This is a genomic window from Gordonia oleivorans (assembly GCF_040044975.1).
GTDB classification, from domain to species: Bacteria; Actinomycetota; Actinomycetes; order Mycobacteriales; family Mycobacteriaceae; genus Gordonia; species Gordonia oleivorans.
The window spans coordinates 78925-94144 of sequence record NZ_JBDZDI010000016.1 but is presented as its reverse complement, the minus strand read 5'-3'; the positions used below and the strand labels follow the sequence as shown (position 1 = coordinate 94144).

Genomic DNA, 15220 nt, shown 5'->3' with positions numbered 1-15220 from the left:
AGCGAGCTCGTCGCGTATCGAGACCTCGTAAGCCGACAACGCAACCCGCCCAGCAACGCCCAGTTCCAACCCACCAGGTCTCGACACGGGCTCCGTTTCGACGGAGCTCAACGCGGCGGCTATCGCTCCGCCCGGCTCGACCGGCGAAACGAATGGCCCAACCGAACCCCCGCTGGTCGAGTGCGCCGCGCGAGCGAAGCGAGCTCGTCGCGTATCGAGACCTCGTAAGCCGACAACGCAACCCGCCCAACAACTCCCAGCCCCAACCCACCAGGTCTCGACACGGGCTCCGCTATCGCTCCGCCCGGCTCGACCGGCGGAATAGGCGATCCCACCGGCAGAAGAGGCCGGCTCGACCGGCGAAACAGGCGATCCCACCGGCAGATCAGGCCGGCTCGACCGGCGGAATACGCGACCTCACCAGCGGATGAGTCCGGCTCGACCGGCGGAATCGGTGGCTCGACCGGCGGATTGGGACATGTGAGATGGCGCCGGCCGCCCCGACCGCGACCGGCGCCATCAGGTCACACGATCGCCGTGAACGCCGCGTCGGCGACCTCCAGGGTTCGGGTGATGTCGTCGTGCGTCAGAGACGCGTTGATGAAGTGATTGTGATGCGAGGTCAGGAAGACGCCTCGCTTGACGCATTCGGCAATCCATCTCTGGTGCAACATGAGTGACGGGTCGTCGGCGATGCGCAGGTAGAACAGTGCCGGTTCCCCCGAGGCGACGAGTGTCAGACCGTGCGATGCGGCGACGTCGACCAGACCGTCGGTCAGGGTGGTGCCCAATTCGCGGAAGAGTTTCGGCGCGTCGAGGGCCTTCAGTTTCTCGATGGTGGCCATTCCGGCTGCGAACGGGATCGCACTCATCCAGTAGCTGCCGGTGTAGGTGATCGAGCTGACCGCCGGGCGCAGACTGTCCTTGCCGCACAGTGCAGAGACGTTGTATCCGTTGGCGATTGCCTTGCAGAAGCAGATGAGGTCGGCTTCGAATCCGTAGAAGTGGTCACTACCGGCCAGATCGAGGCGGAAGCCGGCCCGGACGTCGTCGACGATGAGGACCACTCCGTGGTCGTCGCAGAGCTTGCGGACCTCGGCCCAGTAGCCGGGCTTGGGCAGTTCGTTGTCGGCGAAGTTGCCGTGCTTGTACGGTTGCGCGATCAACGCCGCGATCTCGCCACGGTGCTCGGTGAACACCGCACGCAGAGCGTCGATGTCGTTCCACGCCACCTCGATGTTGCCGCCGACGTCCTGCGCCAGTACGCCCGGGTAGTCGAGTTTCTGCGTCCACGGATGCACGCCGTGGTAGTAGCCGGAGAAGAACACGATGCTTCGTCGCGCGGTCGCGGCTCGCGCCGTCATGATGGCGAGCGTGGTGACGTCGCCACCGTTCTTCGCGAAGAAGGCCCAGTCGGCGCTGGCGACGGTGTCGACCATCAGCTCGGCGAACTCCACCAGCTTGACCGACGGTACCGAAACCGTATCCTCCTTGGCTGCTTGCGCATTGGCGGCCGCAGCCACATCCTGGTCACCGTAGCCCAATACGTTGGGGCCGTACCCGCACATGTAGTCGATGAACTCGTTGCCGTCGAGGTCCCAGAATCGGGTGCCCTCGGCGCGTTCGGAGAACTTCGGGAACGCCGACCGCGGGATGTGCATGCCCTCCGTCGGCGACAGGTGACCGTAGATGCCGCCGGGAATCACCTTGACGGCGCGATCGAAGGCGTCGTTGCTCTTGCGGTAACTGTAGGTATCCGACGAGGATTCGAGGTCGGCGAGGTCTCCGCCGCCGGTGATGGTCGACTCGGTCATTGGTCGTGATCTCCGAGGTAGGCCCCGACGCGGTCGAGGATGCGGTTGAGGTTGTCGATGAGGGGAATGAGGCCGGACATCGAGATCCGGCCGTCGCTGACACACGACAGCGAGCTCTCGCGACCGCTCAGGACGTCGCCGGCGACGGCGAGGTCGGCGAAGCGCAGCACCGCGGTCGGCGCCGACGAGGTGACCGTGGCGCGCCGCATCACCGAGTCAGCGACGGCGAATCGGTAGGTCCGATCCTCGCCGATCTGCATGTCGATTCTGCCGTCGGGCATGTGTGCGGCCGAGAATCGCCCGCTCTCATCGTGATTCGCGACGACCGACAACGCGCCGGCCACCACCTCCAACATCAGCAGGGTGCTGGTCTCCCGGAAGTGCGGATCGCTCAACCGGCTGTCGTCGGGCTGCAGGTACTCCGACAGCAGCTCCGTGAGGGGTGTGAACACCTTGGTGAGGAAGCGGAAACCGCGAGGCCCGGTCACCGGGATCGGCTGCGACGCCCCGTCGACCACCGCGTTCAGGTGCCCGGCGGAGGTGAAGAACAGGCTGGGACCGGATGCACCACCACCGTAACGAATACCCTTGGGGCCGAACGTATACCGTGCTCCTAGCCCTCCCGGTGCCCGCAACGTCAACGTGACGTCGGAGTCCAGTTGCGCCAGAATCGTCCGCGCCTCGACCACCAGGTCGGCGAGTGTCGGCAGCGCGCCGAACACCGCCTCGAGGTTGATCGACGCGCGTACTCGATCGTCGAAGTCGAGCAACATGAGATGTCTGCCTTTCTCTGCCGGCGGCGTCATTCCGCGCGGGTGGTTGAGGTGGCCCCGACCGCCAAGGTCAGTCGACGGGGGGCGAGTTTGGCCGCGAAGGCCTGCAGGCGATTACCCCGTCCGACGGTCACGACGGGATCACCGCCACGGTCGAGGGCCGCGAACGCGGCGTCGAGGACCTCGTCGATCGTGCCGACCCGTCCGACCTTGAACCGATCGGATCCGGCGGCCTCGAAGAATTCGGTGTCGGTGGGCCCGGGGCACAGAGCCAGTACGCGTACTCCGGTGCCGGACAGCTCTTTCCAGATCGCTGCGGTCAGCGAGGTGACATAGGCCTTGCATGCGGCATACACCGCGATGTTCGGCACCGGCTGATGAGATGCGGTGCTCGACACCATGATCAACGCACCTCGCGTACCCGCGGCGACAAGCGACGGCAGGAATCGGCGGGTCAGCAGTGTCGGTGCGACGACGTCGACGGCGATCTCATCGGCCAGCCGGGCCGGATCTTCCTCGATGAACGGGCCTGCAGTACCGAAACCTGCGCAGTTCACCAGGATTCCGACCTCGATGCCCTCGCGGTCGAGGTGCTCGCCGATCGTCTCCGCCGCCGTGGGGTCGGTCAGATCTGCCGATACCACGGTGGCGGTGACCGAATGCGCGTTCTCCAGTTCGGCGGCCAGCGCGTCGAGTCGGTCGGCTCGCCGCGCCACCAGCACGACGTCGTGGCCCTGCCGGGCGTATCGGGTGGCGAAGCCCTTGCCGATTCCGGAGCTCGCTCCGGTGACCAGGACGGTCGGTGGAGTGGACATGGAGATCCCTTCATCGTCGTCGGCCACGGAGGTGGTCCGCATCGTCGGAGACAGTGTGCCATCAAGTCTGGACATTTGCTCAGGAATGAGCGTAGGTCGCCGTCGGCGTCGCCGGGTTTCCGACGTGTAAACACTGTTCAGATGTACTTGCCGTGTTTGTTCCCAGGCCCCCTAATGGAGATAACAGGACATCAGTCCAGAGTTTGTAGCCGAGTTCACACCCCGGCAGAACCGCACAGCAACACACACATTCCGACACGGGTGCACAGGCCGGCACACACGCGCGACAATCAGTCGACGACCACGAAGGATCCTCGAATGCAGATCACTCCCACCGGGTCCGACGCCATCGGACAGCAACCCGCACTGCGGGTTCGCAAGGCCGCCGCCGCGTGCGGATACGCCGCACAGGGCCTCGGCTACGCCGCGGTCATGACCGCGTTGCCGTCGTTCCAGGACACGTGGGACATCAATGACCAAGGTGTCGCCCTGGTCCTGCTGGGAACCTGCGTGATGGCGGGAGTCGGGTCGATCGCCGCGGACCTGATCTCGGTGCGGTGGGGCAGCCGCGTGGCGGTGTGCGCTGCCCTGACGGTTCAGGCGGCGGCCATCGCTTCCATGGCGTTCGCGCCGGCGTTCGCGATCTTCATGGCGTCGGTCGTCATCTACGGCATCGGGCTCGGGACGATGGACGCCGCCCAGAACATCCAGGGCACCATGCTCGAGGCCCGAACCGGCAGTCCGTACCTGGGCCGGCTCTTCGCCGCGTACACCGCTGCCGCGGCGCTGGGCGCCGTCGCGATGAGTGGATTCCTGTCGACGGCCGCGGGTGCGGTCGGGGCGCTGTTGACCGCCGCCGTCGCGCAGATCGCGGTGGCGGCGTTCGGGGTGATGGGGCTCGACCCGTCCCGCGAACAGGCCGCACCCGAACTCCACCCCGACCATCACGGCGCGGCCTCGCCCGCCGAAAACACCGAGAACACCACCGGCGATGAGCCGCGGCGAATCCCGATGCCGCGCCGATCCATCTGGCTGGTGGGAGTGACCCTGATGGCGATCTTCATGCTCGACTCCGCCGTGGCGACCTGGAGCACCGTCTATCTCACCAACGCATTCGACAACCTGGCCAACCTCGCGCCGCTGGGCTACGCGATGTATCAGGTCACCACGCTGGGTTCCCGGCTCGTCACCGACCGTCTCGAGATTCGCTTCGGCGTGACCCGGCTGGCGTGGGTATCGCTGGCCATCGGCATCGCGGGATGCGCGGTGATCGCCGCCGTCCCCGCGTTCGCCGGCGCCATCGTCGGCCTGGCCATCGCGGGTGTCGCCGGCGGCATCCTGATCCCGGTCACCTTCGCGGTGGCCGGGCGCATCCTGCCGGCCCGCCGCGACGAGGTGATCGCGCGGGTCAACCTGTTCAACTATGTGGGCGTGATCCTCGGGGCGGTGACGATCGGTGCCGTCGCGTCCGGATCGGGAATCGGGCTGGCCTTCCTGATCCCCGCCGCCGGACTCGTCGCGGTCATCCCGGCGGTCCGCCGGCTCGAGTCCACCCGGTGGCGGCCGGCGGCCGGAGTACCGGTGAAATGATCTTCAGAGCCCACCTCACCCACCCCACACCCACGGAGAGATCCCACCGAGTGCTCACAACGACGATTCCGCACCGATGAGCGCCAACCCGACCAGCGAACGGGGCGTCCGCGAACGCAGCCGCCAGCGCCGCCAGAAACTCCTCGACGCGACCATCGAGATCATGGCCGAGCAGGGACTCGCGGCGGTGACACACCGCGCGGTGGCCGCCGCCGCGGGCCTGCCCGCCTCGTCGACGAGCTACTTCTTCGAATCCATCGACGAGTTGATGGGTGAGGCGGTGTCGGAGGCGATGGATCGCGAGGTCGCCCGGCTCGGCGCGCTCGAGGGAGCGGTCGGCGAGGGCTCGTCGACGCGGCGGCTGATCGACAGTTTCGTCGACTTCATCCGCAACGAGGACGATCCGCACACCATCGCCCAGTTCGAGATCTACCTCTACGCCTCCCGCAAACCCGAATTGCGCGAACGCGTCGTCGCCATCATCAACGCGACACGCGACGTCGCCGGCCGGGCGCTCAGGGCCGGTGGGGTACACAATCCCCTCGCCGCCCACGCCATGCTCGCGATGATCGACGGATTCTCCCTCCATCGGATCGCCGATCCCGGCGGGGAGGATCTCGAGGGTCTCCTGTTGGGACTACGCGCGCTGATGGTCGGGTTGTCGGCGCTGGAGATCGTCGGGGAGTCCGGTCATCAACGCTGAGGTCGGGGGCCCGTCACCGCTGATCGAGGTAGGCGCGCAGCATCGTCTCGAGTTCGGCGAGCAGCGTGGCGTCGGGTTCGTCGCCGGCGAACGCCTCGTGCATCACCGCATCGGCGGAGGCGAAGACGATCCGCACGACGGCCATGTCGGTCCCGGGCATGCCGCAGCGGACCATCAGTTCGCGCAGCTTGTCCACCATCCGCGCCTTGTGGGCGCGCCCGCCGTCGGCGGCCACCGCACCCATCGCGCGGACCAGGCGAACACTGCGTTCCTCGGTGTAGATCTGCGCGATCCGGCCGATCACCTCGCGCACCGGATCGTCGACTGCGCCCACCTCGACGCGATCGATGATCGCGTCCATCTGCGCCTCGATACGTTCGTGGTAGCGGGCGACGAGCGCAGCGGCGATGGCCTCGCGATCCGGGAGGTATTGGTGCAACGCCCCGACCGACAGTCCGGCCTCCTCGGCGACGCGGGTCAGGGTGAGCGCTTCCACGCCGTCGCGGCGTGCGATCACGTCGGCGGCGACCAGGGCGCGGCTGACCTTTTCCCGCGACCGCGTCTGGGTGGGGACTCGACGCAGCGGCACCGAATCGAGGTCGGTGCCGACGGAGTGATCGGACGGTTGAGACATCTTGGTGATCCTATCCAGCGAGGTGCGCGCCGCGTGAAATCAGACTTGACTTTGATTTCGCAACCCCCGAGGGTGGACGAGTGATATCCGAAACCACCCGCACCCTGTGCGCGCGCGTGGCCGCAGCGTCGCGGCACCTCGGTGACCTCGGCCTTTTCATCGGCTCGGCCGGCAACGTCAGCGCCCGTGACGCCGATCTCGTCGCCATCACCGCATCCGGCACCGTCCTCGGTGAGGCAGGCGTCGACGACATCACCGTGGTGAACCTCACCGGCGACATCGTGGCCGGCAATCACCGACCCTCCTCGGAGATCGAGCTGCATCTCGGCGTCTACCGGCAGCCGCAGTTCACCGGGATCAACGCGGTCGTGCACACCCATTCGCGGTTCGCGACCGCGGTCGCGGTGGTGTGCGACGAGTTGCCGGTCATCCACTATCAGCAGCTCGGACTCGGCGGCTCCCTGCGCGTGGCCCCGTTCGAGACCTTCGGCACCGAGGCACTCGCCACGGCGGTGCACTCCGCACTCGACGGCCGGCTGGGCGCACTGATGGCCAATCACGGCGCCGTCGCTCTGGGCAGCGATCTCGACAAGGCCGTCGACAACGCCGCGCTGCTGGAATGGCTCTGCGAGTTGTATTGGCACGCCCACGCCCTCGGAACCCCCCGCACGCTGAACGACGCGCAGCAACTCGCGGTGATCGAGCACGCCCTGCGCATCCGCTATGGGCAGAAGGACACACCATGAGTCATCAACTGGGCCGTCCGATGGCCACCGGTCGTACCAGCGACATCTATCCCTGGGGAGAAGCCAAGGTACTCAAGGTCTTCCGCGATTCCCGGAACGACACCGCGGTCGCGGCCATCGACAAGGAGGTGCACGATTCGATCGAGGTGCACACCCTCGGGATCACGCCGATCGCCTGCCACGGCAAACTCCTCCTCGACGACGGGCGGGTCGGCATCATCTTCGACCGGGTCGCCGGCGATCCGCTCACCACCGTCGCCGAGCGGCGCCCGTATCGCATCCCGGCCGTCGCGCGGTCGCTGGCCCGCGAGCACGCGCGGATTCATTCCCACCGCAGTACCGCCTTCACCGACATCCGGGAGGTGGCCGTCGATCTGCTGGATTCCGAACCACTCTCGGCGCTGACCGAGCAGGAACGGACCGCGGTGCGCCGCCGGATCAGGGCACTACCCGGAGGGGATTCGGTGCTGCACCTGGATTTTCACCCGCTCAACGTCTTCGAGCACGACGGTGGTCTGGCCACCATCGACTGGCAGTCCACCGCCACGGGCGTGCCCGCCGCCGATGTCGCCGCGACCCGACTGCTGTTCACCGAGGCCGAACTGTTCCCGGGCATCTCCGCCCTGCAACGCGTTGTCTACCAAAGCGTTCGCCGGGTGATGCTGCACTTCTATCTCGCCGAGTACCAGAAACTGTCCGGGATCGATTCCGCCGACATCGACCCGTGGATGATCGCGGTGCGTGTCCTGCGGCTCGGCTGGCTCGACGTCGAGAGCGAACGCGACGATCTCCTGCGGCGAATCCGCGCCGACATCGAGGAGCGCTGACGGTGGCGACCGCGACCCTGCCCCGCACCGAATTCGGTGGCGCCACAACCACAGTCGACGTGCTGGTGATCGGCGGAGGAATCACCGGAGCGGCCGTGGCGTACGAGGCCGCGAGCCGCGGCCTTCAGGTGGCGGTGGTCGAACGCGACGACTTCGGCGGCGCGACGTCGGCGGCCACCGGGAAACTGATCCACGGTGGGCTGCGCTATCTCAAGCAGTTCGACGTGCGCCTGGTGCGGGAGTCGCTGGCCGAGCGGCGCACGCTGATGTCGATCGCCCCCAACCTGGTCGGCCCGATCGGAATGGTGCTCCCGGATCCGGGGCTCATCGAACGCGTCGGGCTGACCGCCTACGACCTGTTGTCGGCGGACCGCAACCGCATCGAGGACCCCACCAAACATATTCCCCGACACCGCATTCTGCGCCACGACGCCCTGGTCGCGCGGGGACTGCCGAACCTGGATTCCGGTGCGCTCTTCCACGACGCGATGATGGCGTTCCCGGAGCGACTCACCCTGGCCTTTCTGCGCAGCGCCGCCGCCCACGGCGCACTCGTGGCCAACGGTGTCGGCGTGGAGACGATCATCGGTGGCGCCGGGCGTGTCGTCGGAGCCCATGTGCGCGATCATCTTTCGGGTCGGGTGGGTGAGATCCGGGCGCGCGTCACGGTCAATGCGACGGGTCCGTGGGCTCGTGACGTGCTGGCCGCGAGCCCGATCACCGAACAACTCGCCGGGCCGGAACCGACGGTGCGATCCGAGGGGATCTACCTGGTCACCCGCGAGTTGTCGCCGACGATGGTGCTGACGGTGTCCGGCCACGGACATTTCAGTTTCGCGCCGTGGCGCGGACTGTCGTTGGTCGGTCCCACCGAGACGCCGTACCACGGCGCGGTCGACGAGTGGCGGCTCACCCGGGCGGCCGTGGAGAAGTTCATCTCGGCCATCAACGAGGCGTCGATGGTGCCGGTGCACCTCGACGTCGACGACGTGATCGCCGCCTACGGTGGGCTGCGCCCGCTGACCGAGCAGGCCGGCGAGGACACCTACAACGCCAGTCGCGCATCCGAACTCGTCGATCACGCCAAGCAGGGGATGGCCGGGATCGTCTCCGCCACCGGCGGGAAGTACACCAATTCCCGCGCCTTCGCGCAGAAGGCGGTCGATTCCTTGGCCCGTGGTGCGGGATTGTCGGTCTCGCCGAGCACCACCGCCACCCGCCTCCTCGTCGGATGCGAGGGCACCCGGCGTTCGGCGTTGACGAGCACCGCCCTGGACGCGACGTCCGTCGCCATCGTCGAGGAGATCTACGGCAGCGACGCGCCCGCGGTGATCGGACTCGCCGACGAGCGGCCCGAGTTGGCCCGCGCGGTGACCCATGACGGCATCCCGCTGGCCGCACTCGTGCATTCCGCCAGGCACGAATCGGCGCGGTCGTTGACCGATCTGCTGATCCGCCGCACCGGCATCGGCACCGCGGCACCGCCCACCGACGACGACCTCGCCGAGATGGCGCGCCTCGCCGGAGCGGAGTTGGGGTGGGACGACGTCCGGGTCGTCGCCGAGGTCACGGCCACACGGCACGCACTCGGTCTTCCCGATGACTGATGTCGTATACCCCACAGGGTATTGGATCAGGGAATATGTCGGCACCACGCATCATTGAACGTCCCATGAGTACACGTGAGATCACCATGGAGAACTTCTCCGAGACCGTCGACGCCGAGGGCATCGTCCTCCTCGACTTCTGGGCCGGCTGGTGCGGCCCGTGCCGCATGTTCGCGCCCGTCTTCGAGAAGGCGGCCGAAGCCCACCCGAGCATCGTGTTCGGCAAGGTCGACACCGAGGCGCAGCAGGAGCTGGCCGGCGGGTTCGGCATTCGCTCGATCCCGACGCTGATGGCCTTCCGCGACGGCGTCATGGTCTTCAACCAGGCCGGCGCCCTGATGGCCCCGCAACTCGAGCAGTTGATCAGCGCCGTCGAGGGACTCGACATGGACGAGGTGCGCGCGCAGGTCGCCGCCGCCGAGTGACCGGCCGATGACCTGCGACGCTCAGGGCCGGTCCGTGCCCGGCGCGTTCGTGGCAGACGGGTCCAGGTAGGCCGCGATCGCGTTGGCCAGTCCTCTGCGGGCGACGTCGAGGTCACTGTAACTGCCGAGCTGCTTTTCCGAGACCAGCCCGCGCACCGCGCCCGGCAGGAACTCGGCCACCTCGTGCACCCGGGCGGGATCGACACCGAGATCACCGAAAAGTCGCTGGCACGCCTCATTCCACGACGGTGACCACGACGCGAACTCCGCTGCCGTCTGCGGGTAGAGCCGTTCGAGTTCGGCCGCATCCCGCGGCAGCGCCGCTCGCAGTGTCTCGATCGCACGGGAATCCGACGCGGTCAGCCCCTCGTACATGAGGTCGACGACGGCGTGCACACGATCGGCGATCGGGGTGCCGGGCGGGACGTCGCGGACCGGGAGGTCGCCGCGGCGTTCGGCGGTGCGACGCAGCACCGCCGCCCACAGGCCGTCGATGTCGCCGAACTGATATTTGATCGCCCCCCAGGTGGCCCCGATGTCCTTGGCGATCCGATTGCCCGACACCGAACCCGGATCCCCCGAGGCCAACGAGGTGACCGCAGCGTCGAGCATCGCGTCGCGCGTCGCCTGCCCCCGCTTGTTGGGGCGTCGGGCGCTCACCTCGGCTTCTGCCATACCGGGCATCGTACCCAGCACCCCCTTTTCATAGAACCCTCTTGTGTTTTTTCGCAGAGGGTTCTACCTTTCTGACCAGAGCGTGCGACATCAGCCCCCGCCGCGGTCATCGAAGGGACACACCACCAGTGACCAAGACACCCCTGTCCATGGAGCCCACCGGATGGTTCCAGGTGGCGTGGTCGAACGAGATCGCGGTCGGCCAGGTCCACCGGATGACCTACTTCGGCCGCGACATGGTGGCGTGGCGATCGGCCTCCGGCCGGTTGTCGGTCTTCGACGCCTACTGCGAACATCTCGGCGCCCACCTCGGCTACGGCGGTACCGTACACGGCGAGAACTTGCAGTGCCCCTTTCACGGATGGCAGTGGAACAGCGAGGGCCGCAACGTCTGCATCCCCTACGAGAAGCGACCCAACAAAGGCCGGCGCATCCGGAGTTATCCGGTGGTCGAACGCAACGAGTCGGTGTGGATCTGGCACGACAAGCCCGGCCGCGCACCGCATTTCGATGTCCCTGACGTGTTCGTCGGTTTCGGCGACGACGCCGAGGCGGCCCGCCTCTACTACCGGCCGGTGCCGGCCGCCATCCGCTGCTGGCGAGGAGTGGAACTACACCCGCAGTACGTTCTCGAGAACGGCGTCGACTTCGCGCACTTCACCTTCGTGCACGGCACCCCGTTCATGCCGGAGTTCACCCGGCACGACTTCGACGGACCGGTCTCCTACGTCGATTTCACCATCGCCTTCGAAGCGGGCAAGACCCTCGAAACCGCCGGTAGCGGAGTGTATTCCATCAACGCCGGCCTCGGCTGCTCGGTCACCAAGTCGTGGGGGATGATCTCCAACCGCACCATGCCCGCGGTCACCCCCGTCGACGATGCGACCTGCGACGTCCGATTCACCGTGTGGATCGGACGCAAACCCGGCGAGGAGGACGCCGGCGACATGACCGACTACGGCCGGGCGATGGCGGATCTGGTGATCGAGCAGTTCGCCGCAGACGTCGAGATCTGGTCACACCAGCGGTACTCCGATCCACCGGCGCTGTCCCGCAGGGAGTTCCGCGGTTTCACCGCACTGCGGGAGTGGGCGCGCCAGTTCTATCCCGACGACGGCGTGCCCATCGATCTCGATCCCGCTTGCCCACACAGTGGGGCGATCGTCCCGCTGCATCCCTCGGCCGTGTCCGCGTCGGCCTGACGCCTTACTCACCGAAGAGAGGTCACACGTCCATGAGCAGCGACACCAAGATTCGGGTATTCCAGGTTGCCACAGGCAATCTCGGCACCGAGACGATCGGTCGGATTCAGCGGCACCCCGATCTCGAACTCGTCGGGTTGCACTGTTACACCGCCGACAAGATCGGCCGGGACGCCGGTGAGATCGTCGGTCTGGACCCGATCGGTGTGACCGCGACGGGGACCGTCGAGGAGATCATCGCCGCCGAACCCGACGTGTTGACCTTCCACGGCGTCTTCCCCGATGAGGCACTCTACGAGCGCGTGCTGGAGGCCGGCATCAACGTCGTCACGACCGCGGACTGGATCACCGGCTATCACCGCGACACCAACTGGTCGCACCCGTCCGGACGGAAGGTCAGCGAGGTCATCCAATCGGCCTGCGAGCGAGGCTGTTCCACGTTCTACGGCACCGGGATGAACCCGGGACTGAATCAGATCCTCGGCATCGTGCACACCGCCGACGTCGCCGAGATCCAGAACGTGACAGTCATCGAGTCGGTGGACGTGTCCTGCCATCACTCGGTGGAGACGTGGAAGGAGGTCGGATACGGACGCTCCGTGGATGATCCGTCGATTCCGGAGTCGCTGCACAAGTACACGGCGGTGTTCGCCGACTCGGTGTACCTGATGGCGGACGCATTCGATCTCGAACTCGACGAGGTGACCTTCAACTACGAACTCGGGGCCTGTACCAAGGACATCGATCTGGGCTGGTACCAACTGCCCAAGGGTTCGCTCGGCGCCAACTACATCTCCTACCGGGGGATGGTCGACGGCGTTGCACGGATCGAGTCACACCTGGAATGGCAGATGACCCCGCACACAGATCCGGCGTGGGACATCAAGTCCTGCTACATCACCCAGGTCACCGGCGATCCCAGCATCTACAGCAAGCACATGATCTTCCCGCGGCCGGGCGTCGATCTGTCCAAACCCGAGAACTTCGCGTCGATCGGCATGACCGTGACGGGCATGCCGGCGCTGAACTCCCTCCGGTCGGTGGTCGCCGCCCGACCCGGCATCATCACCAGCACGGACCTGCCGTTGCGTGCGTTTGCCGGACGTTTCGCTCTCTGACACCTCCGGTTGGAGAAGATGTCCGTGCTCCGGACACGACGACGCCCCGATCTCGCCAGATCGGGGCGTCGTCGGTATCGGACTACTACTTCACGCCACTGAAGATGAACAGCAGGGCGTCGAGCACAGAGTCGTTGGACGCAATGGCATCCCACAGAACGTTGTCGACCATGGTGAGATCCTCCCTCTCTCGGCGGTACCGAATCCGAGCGTACAGGTGTCAGTCCTCGTCGGGTGGGCTCGCCTCCCACACGCCTGGTCGATCTCGCACACCCCGATAAATGCCCCGGCGCACGATGATCGGCCACAGGACGGTCCGCACCGACCATGCCGGGAATCGGAACGCACGGCCGTTCGGGGCGAACACCTGCAGCCCATCGGTCTGGGGTCCGATCACCGATCCCCAGCGACGACGCGGCGGCCGGTAGGAACGCAGCCGGCGTCCGGCCAGATGAGCACGCACATTGCGGGCGACGAGGCGGTCGGCGCGGTTGCGTGCCGACGACCGCAGCGGATCGGTGGCCGCCACGTCGCCGACGGCGAACACCTCCGGATGATCCGGGATCTGTAATCGTGGTGTGACGGTGACGAATCCGCGGTCGTCGAGGATCTCCGCCGGCACCCACCCGGTGTTCGGCGTGGATGCGCCGACCGCCCAGATGATGACGTCGGCCTCGGCGTCGGGTTGTCCGGTGCTCCAGCGGACCCGTCCGGTGCCGATGTCGTCGGTGTCGACGCCGGTGAGTTCGGCCCGGTGACCGGGGTGCAGCCCCACCCCGGCGGTCTCGAGGCGTCGTCGTAACGTGGTCCAGACGCGTCGATGATGCTGCCGCAGCGGTGTTTTTGCGGGGAAGTACAGGTCGACGCGGATGGTCGGGAAGCGCGTCGCGATGTTGCTCGCGGCGCTCACCGCCGAGGCTCCCCCGCCGACGACGATCACCGACGTCGCCTCCGCGATCCGACGGTGGTGCGCGGCCAGGTCATCGCGCACCGTGGCAGTGGACCGGAGGTCGGTGGTGCGCCAGAATCCGTTGCGTACGCCGGTGGCGATCACGAGGGCGTCGTACGGCTCGGTCAGCGTGCCGCCGGCGGCGGTGTCGACGGTGACCGTCCGTCGGTCCAGGTCGGCACCGAGTATGCGGCCCTGGATGATTCGAACCTCATCGAGCTTGCGGTAGTTCCGATACGGCAGCGCGTACTCGCCGGCCCAGACATCCGGCCGGGCCAGTCGCAGACCGAGTTCCTGACCACTGATCAGTGCGTCGGTCGGCGAGATGCCGACGACGTCGACGTGACGCGACAGCGCAATGGCGGTGAGCGTGCCGGTGTCTCCCATCCCCGCGATGACGACCCGAGGTCGTGTCATCGGCCTGCGACGCGTGCCGGCCGCGGCGGGCGCGGAACGAACATCGACACCCGCGCCATCACCTCGGCGTAGGCAGGGCGCCGCTCGAGGCTGCGCTGCTCCATCATCGGGATGCTCGCACCGAGGAACATGGCCAGCATCACCACCGCACCGGCGAACATCCACCATGCGTCGCCGGGAACAGCGGCGATTCCGAAGAGGTCCAACGAGAACCAGAAACCGAACTCACCGAAGTAGTTCGGGTGCCGCGACCACGACCACACGCCTCGATCCATCACCGCGCCGGGCTCCGCGTCCGCGGTGAACACACGCAGTTGCCGATCGGCCAGTGTTTCCAGGGCCACCGCGCCGAGTCCGACCACCGTGGCGACGACGACCAGCCACGGCAGCCGCACGTCGGGCTCCCGGACGGCGACGTACACCGGCATCAGAGCGACGAATACCTGCAGGGTCGGGACCAGATGGATGGCCGTGAGGTCGACGACGAACTCGGCACGACCGGCGCGCCCGCGCAGCATCGGGTACCGCCAGTCCTCGTGATGCAGACCCGGGAACGTCCGAATCCAGTTGATCGTCAGTCGCACCGCCCAGATCGTGACGACACCGACGATCGCCCAGCAATGCCACGCCCCGATTCCGGTGTCACCCCGGACCCACCACCAGATGACCAGCAGAGGTGGGATGACGCTCCAGTACGCGTCGTAGAAGCTCGAATTGTGGTGGAGCCGACTGAAACCGAAGATCACCAGGGTGGCGAGCACATCGGCGATCAGCGAATCCAGCCACAGCATGCCGGTGCCGGGTCCCCAGATCAGCCAGATCAGGCCCACCCCGATCGCCAGGACGTACGCGATCACGATCCGGCCGAAAGCAGCTGTGCGAGTCATTGTCTGTGATGGTAGGGCCTCAACTGCGAGCCGGGTCG

The 15220-nt window shown here is 67.0% G+C and carries 15 protein-coding genes; 8 read left to right on the top strand and 7 right to left on the bottom strand.

Going from position 1 to position 15220, the window contains the following annotated elements; translation table 11 throughout:
• Positions 1-524 precede the first annotated feature (524 nt).
• Genes ABLE92_RS19425 through ABLE92_RS19415 form a run of 3 tightly spaced genes read right to left on the bottom strand, consistent with a single transcriptional unit; the run spans position 525 to position 3444 of the window.
• Entirely contained in the window at positions 525-1814 is a 1290-nt protein-coding gene (locus ABLE92_RS19425) for an aminotransferase class III-fold pyridoxal phosphate-dependent enzyme (protein WP_348806420.1), read from the bottom strand.
• Positions 1811-2587, bottom strand: coding sequence for a hypothetical protein (locus ABLE92_RS19420; RefSeq protein ID WP_348806419.1), 777 nt, complete (start codon positions 2585-2587; stop codon positions 1811-1813). Before ABLE92_RS19420 ends, ABLE92_RS19425 begins: the two co-directional genes overlap by 4 nt.
• 29 nt (positions 2588-2616) lie before the next feature.
• Positions 2617-3444 carry an SDR family NAD(P)-dependent oxidoreductase gene (locus ABLE92_RS19415; protein WP_348806418.1) on the bottom strand — a complete coding sequence of 276 codons (828 nt, stop codon included), beginning with the start codon at positions 3442-3444 and terminating at the stop codon, positions 2617-2619.
• 276 nt (positions 3445-3720) lie between these two features.
• Between ABLE92_RS19415 and ABLE92_RS19410 the strand changes: the two genes are divergently transcribed.
• Complete coding sequence (locus ABLE92_RS19410) at positions 3721-4992, top strand: MFS transporter (protein WP_348806417.1); 1272 nt, start codon at positions 3721-3723, stop codon at positions 4990-4992.
• A 76-nt stretch (positions 4993-5068) separates the two neighbouring features.
• Complete coding sequence (locus ABLE92_RS19405; protein WP_348806416.1) at positions 5069-5695, top strand: TetR/AcrR family transcriptional regulator; 627 nt, start codon at positions 5069-5071, stop codon at positions 5693-5695.
• Between the two features lie 13 nt (positions 5696-5708).
• Here the strand turns inward: ABLE92_RS19405 and ABLE92_RS19400 are convergent, their stop codons facing one another.
• Positions 5709-6329, bottom strand: coding sequence for a TetR family transcriptional regulator (locus ABLE92_RS19400; RefSeq protein ID WP_348806415.1), 621 nt, complete (start codon positions 6327-6329; stop codon positions 5709-5711).
• A 116-nt stretch (positions 6330-6445) separates the two neighbouring features.
• On the opposite strand from ABLE92_RS19400, the gene ABLE92_RS19395 reads away from it, so the two are divergent.
• The 4 genes from ABLE92_RS19395 (at position 6446) to trxA (ending at position 9934) form a co-directional block, all read left to right on the top strand.
• The gene (locus ABLE92_RS19395; RefSeq protein ID WP_348806414.1) at positions 6446-7075 is read left to right on the top strand and encodes a class II aldolase/adducin family protein; all 630 of its coding nucleotides are present in this window, start codon (positions 6446-6448) and stop codon (positions 7073-7075) included.
• Positions 7072-7902 carry a phosphotransferase gene (locus ABLE92_RS19390; protein ID WP_348806413.1) on the top strand — a complete coding sequence of 277 codons (831 nt, stop codon included), beginning with the start codon at positions 7072-7074 and terminating at the stop codon, positions 7900-7902. The genes ABLE92_RS19395 and ABLE92_RS19390 overlap by 4 nt, the downstream gene beginning before the upstream one ends.
• Before the next feature lie 2 nt (positions 7903-7904).
• Positions 7905-9509, top strand: a complete 1605-nt coding sequence (locus ABLE92_RS19385; RefSeq protein WP_348806412.1) for a glycerol-3-phosphate dehydrogenase/oxidase — start codon at positions 7905-7907, stop codon at positions 9507-9509.
• 65 nt (positions 9510-9574) lie between these two features.
• Complete coding sequence (trxA, locus tag ABLE92_RS19380; protein WP_348806411.1) at positions 9575-9934, top strand: thioredoxin; 360 nt, start codon at positions 9575-9577, stop codon at positions 9932-9934.
• Positions 9935-9955: 21 nt separating this feature from the next.
• Here trxA and ABLE92_RS19375 read toward each other — a convergent pair whose 3' ends face one another.
• Positions 9956-10609 (bottom strand): TetR/AcrR family transcriptional regulator, encoded by a 654-nt coding sequence (locus tag ABLE92_RS19375; RefSeq protein ID WP_348806409.1) that lies wholly within the window; start codon positions 10607-10609, stop codon positions 9956-9958.
• Positions 10610-10737: 128 nt separating this feature from the next.
• On the opposite strand from ABLE92_RS19375, the gene ABLE92_RS19370 reads away from it, so the two are divergent.
• A complete protein-coding gene (locus tag ABLE92_RS19370; protein ID WP_348806408.1) occupies positions 10738-11811 on the top strand; it encodes a Rieske 2Fe-2S domain-containing protein in 1074 nt (357 codons plus the stop codon).
• Positions 11812-11843: 32 nt separating this feature from the next.
• Positions 11844-12929, top strand: coding sequence for an NAD(P)H-dependent amine dehydrogenase family protein (locus tag ABLE92_RS19365; RefSeq protein WP_348806407.1), 1086 nt, complete (start codon positions 11844-11846; stop codon positions 12927-12929).
• A 220-nt stretch (positions 12930-13149) separates the two neighbouring features.
• On the opposite strand, the gene ABLE92_RS19360 is transcribed toward ABLE92_RS19365, so the two are convergent.
• On the bottom strand, positions 13150-14295 hold the full coding sequence (locus ABLE92_RS19360; protein WP_348806406.1) for an NAD(P)/FAD-dependent oxidoreductase: 1146 nt from the start codon (positions 14293-14295) through the stop codon (positions 13150-13152).
• Positions 14292-15182 carry a DUF1295 domain-containing protein gene (locus ABLE92_RS19355; protein WP_348806405.1) on the bottom strand — a complete coding sequence of 297 codons (891 nt, stop codon included), beginning with the start codon at positions 15180-15182 and terminating at the stop codon, positions 14292-14294. Before ABLE92_RS19355 ends, ABLE92_RS19360 begins: the two co-directional genes overlap by 4 nt.
• Positions 15183-15220: the final 38 nt, after the last annotated feature.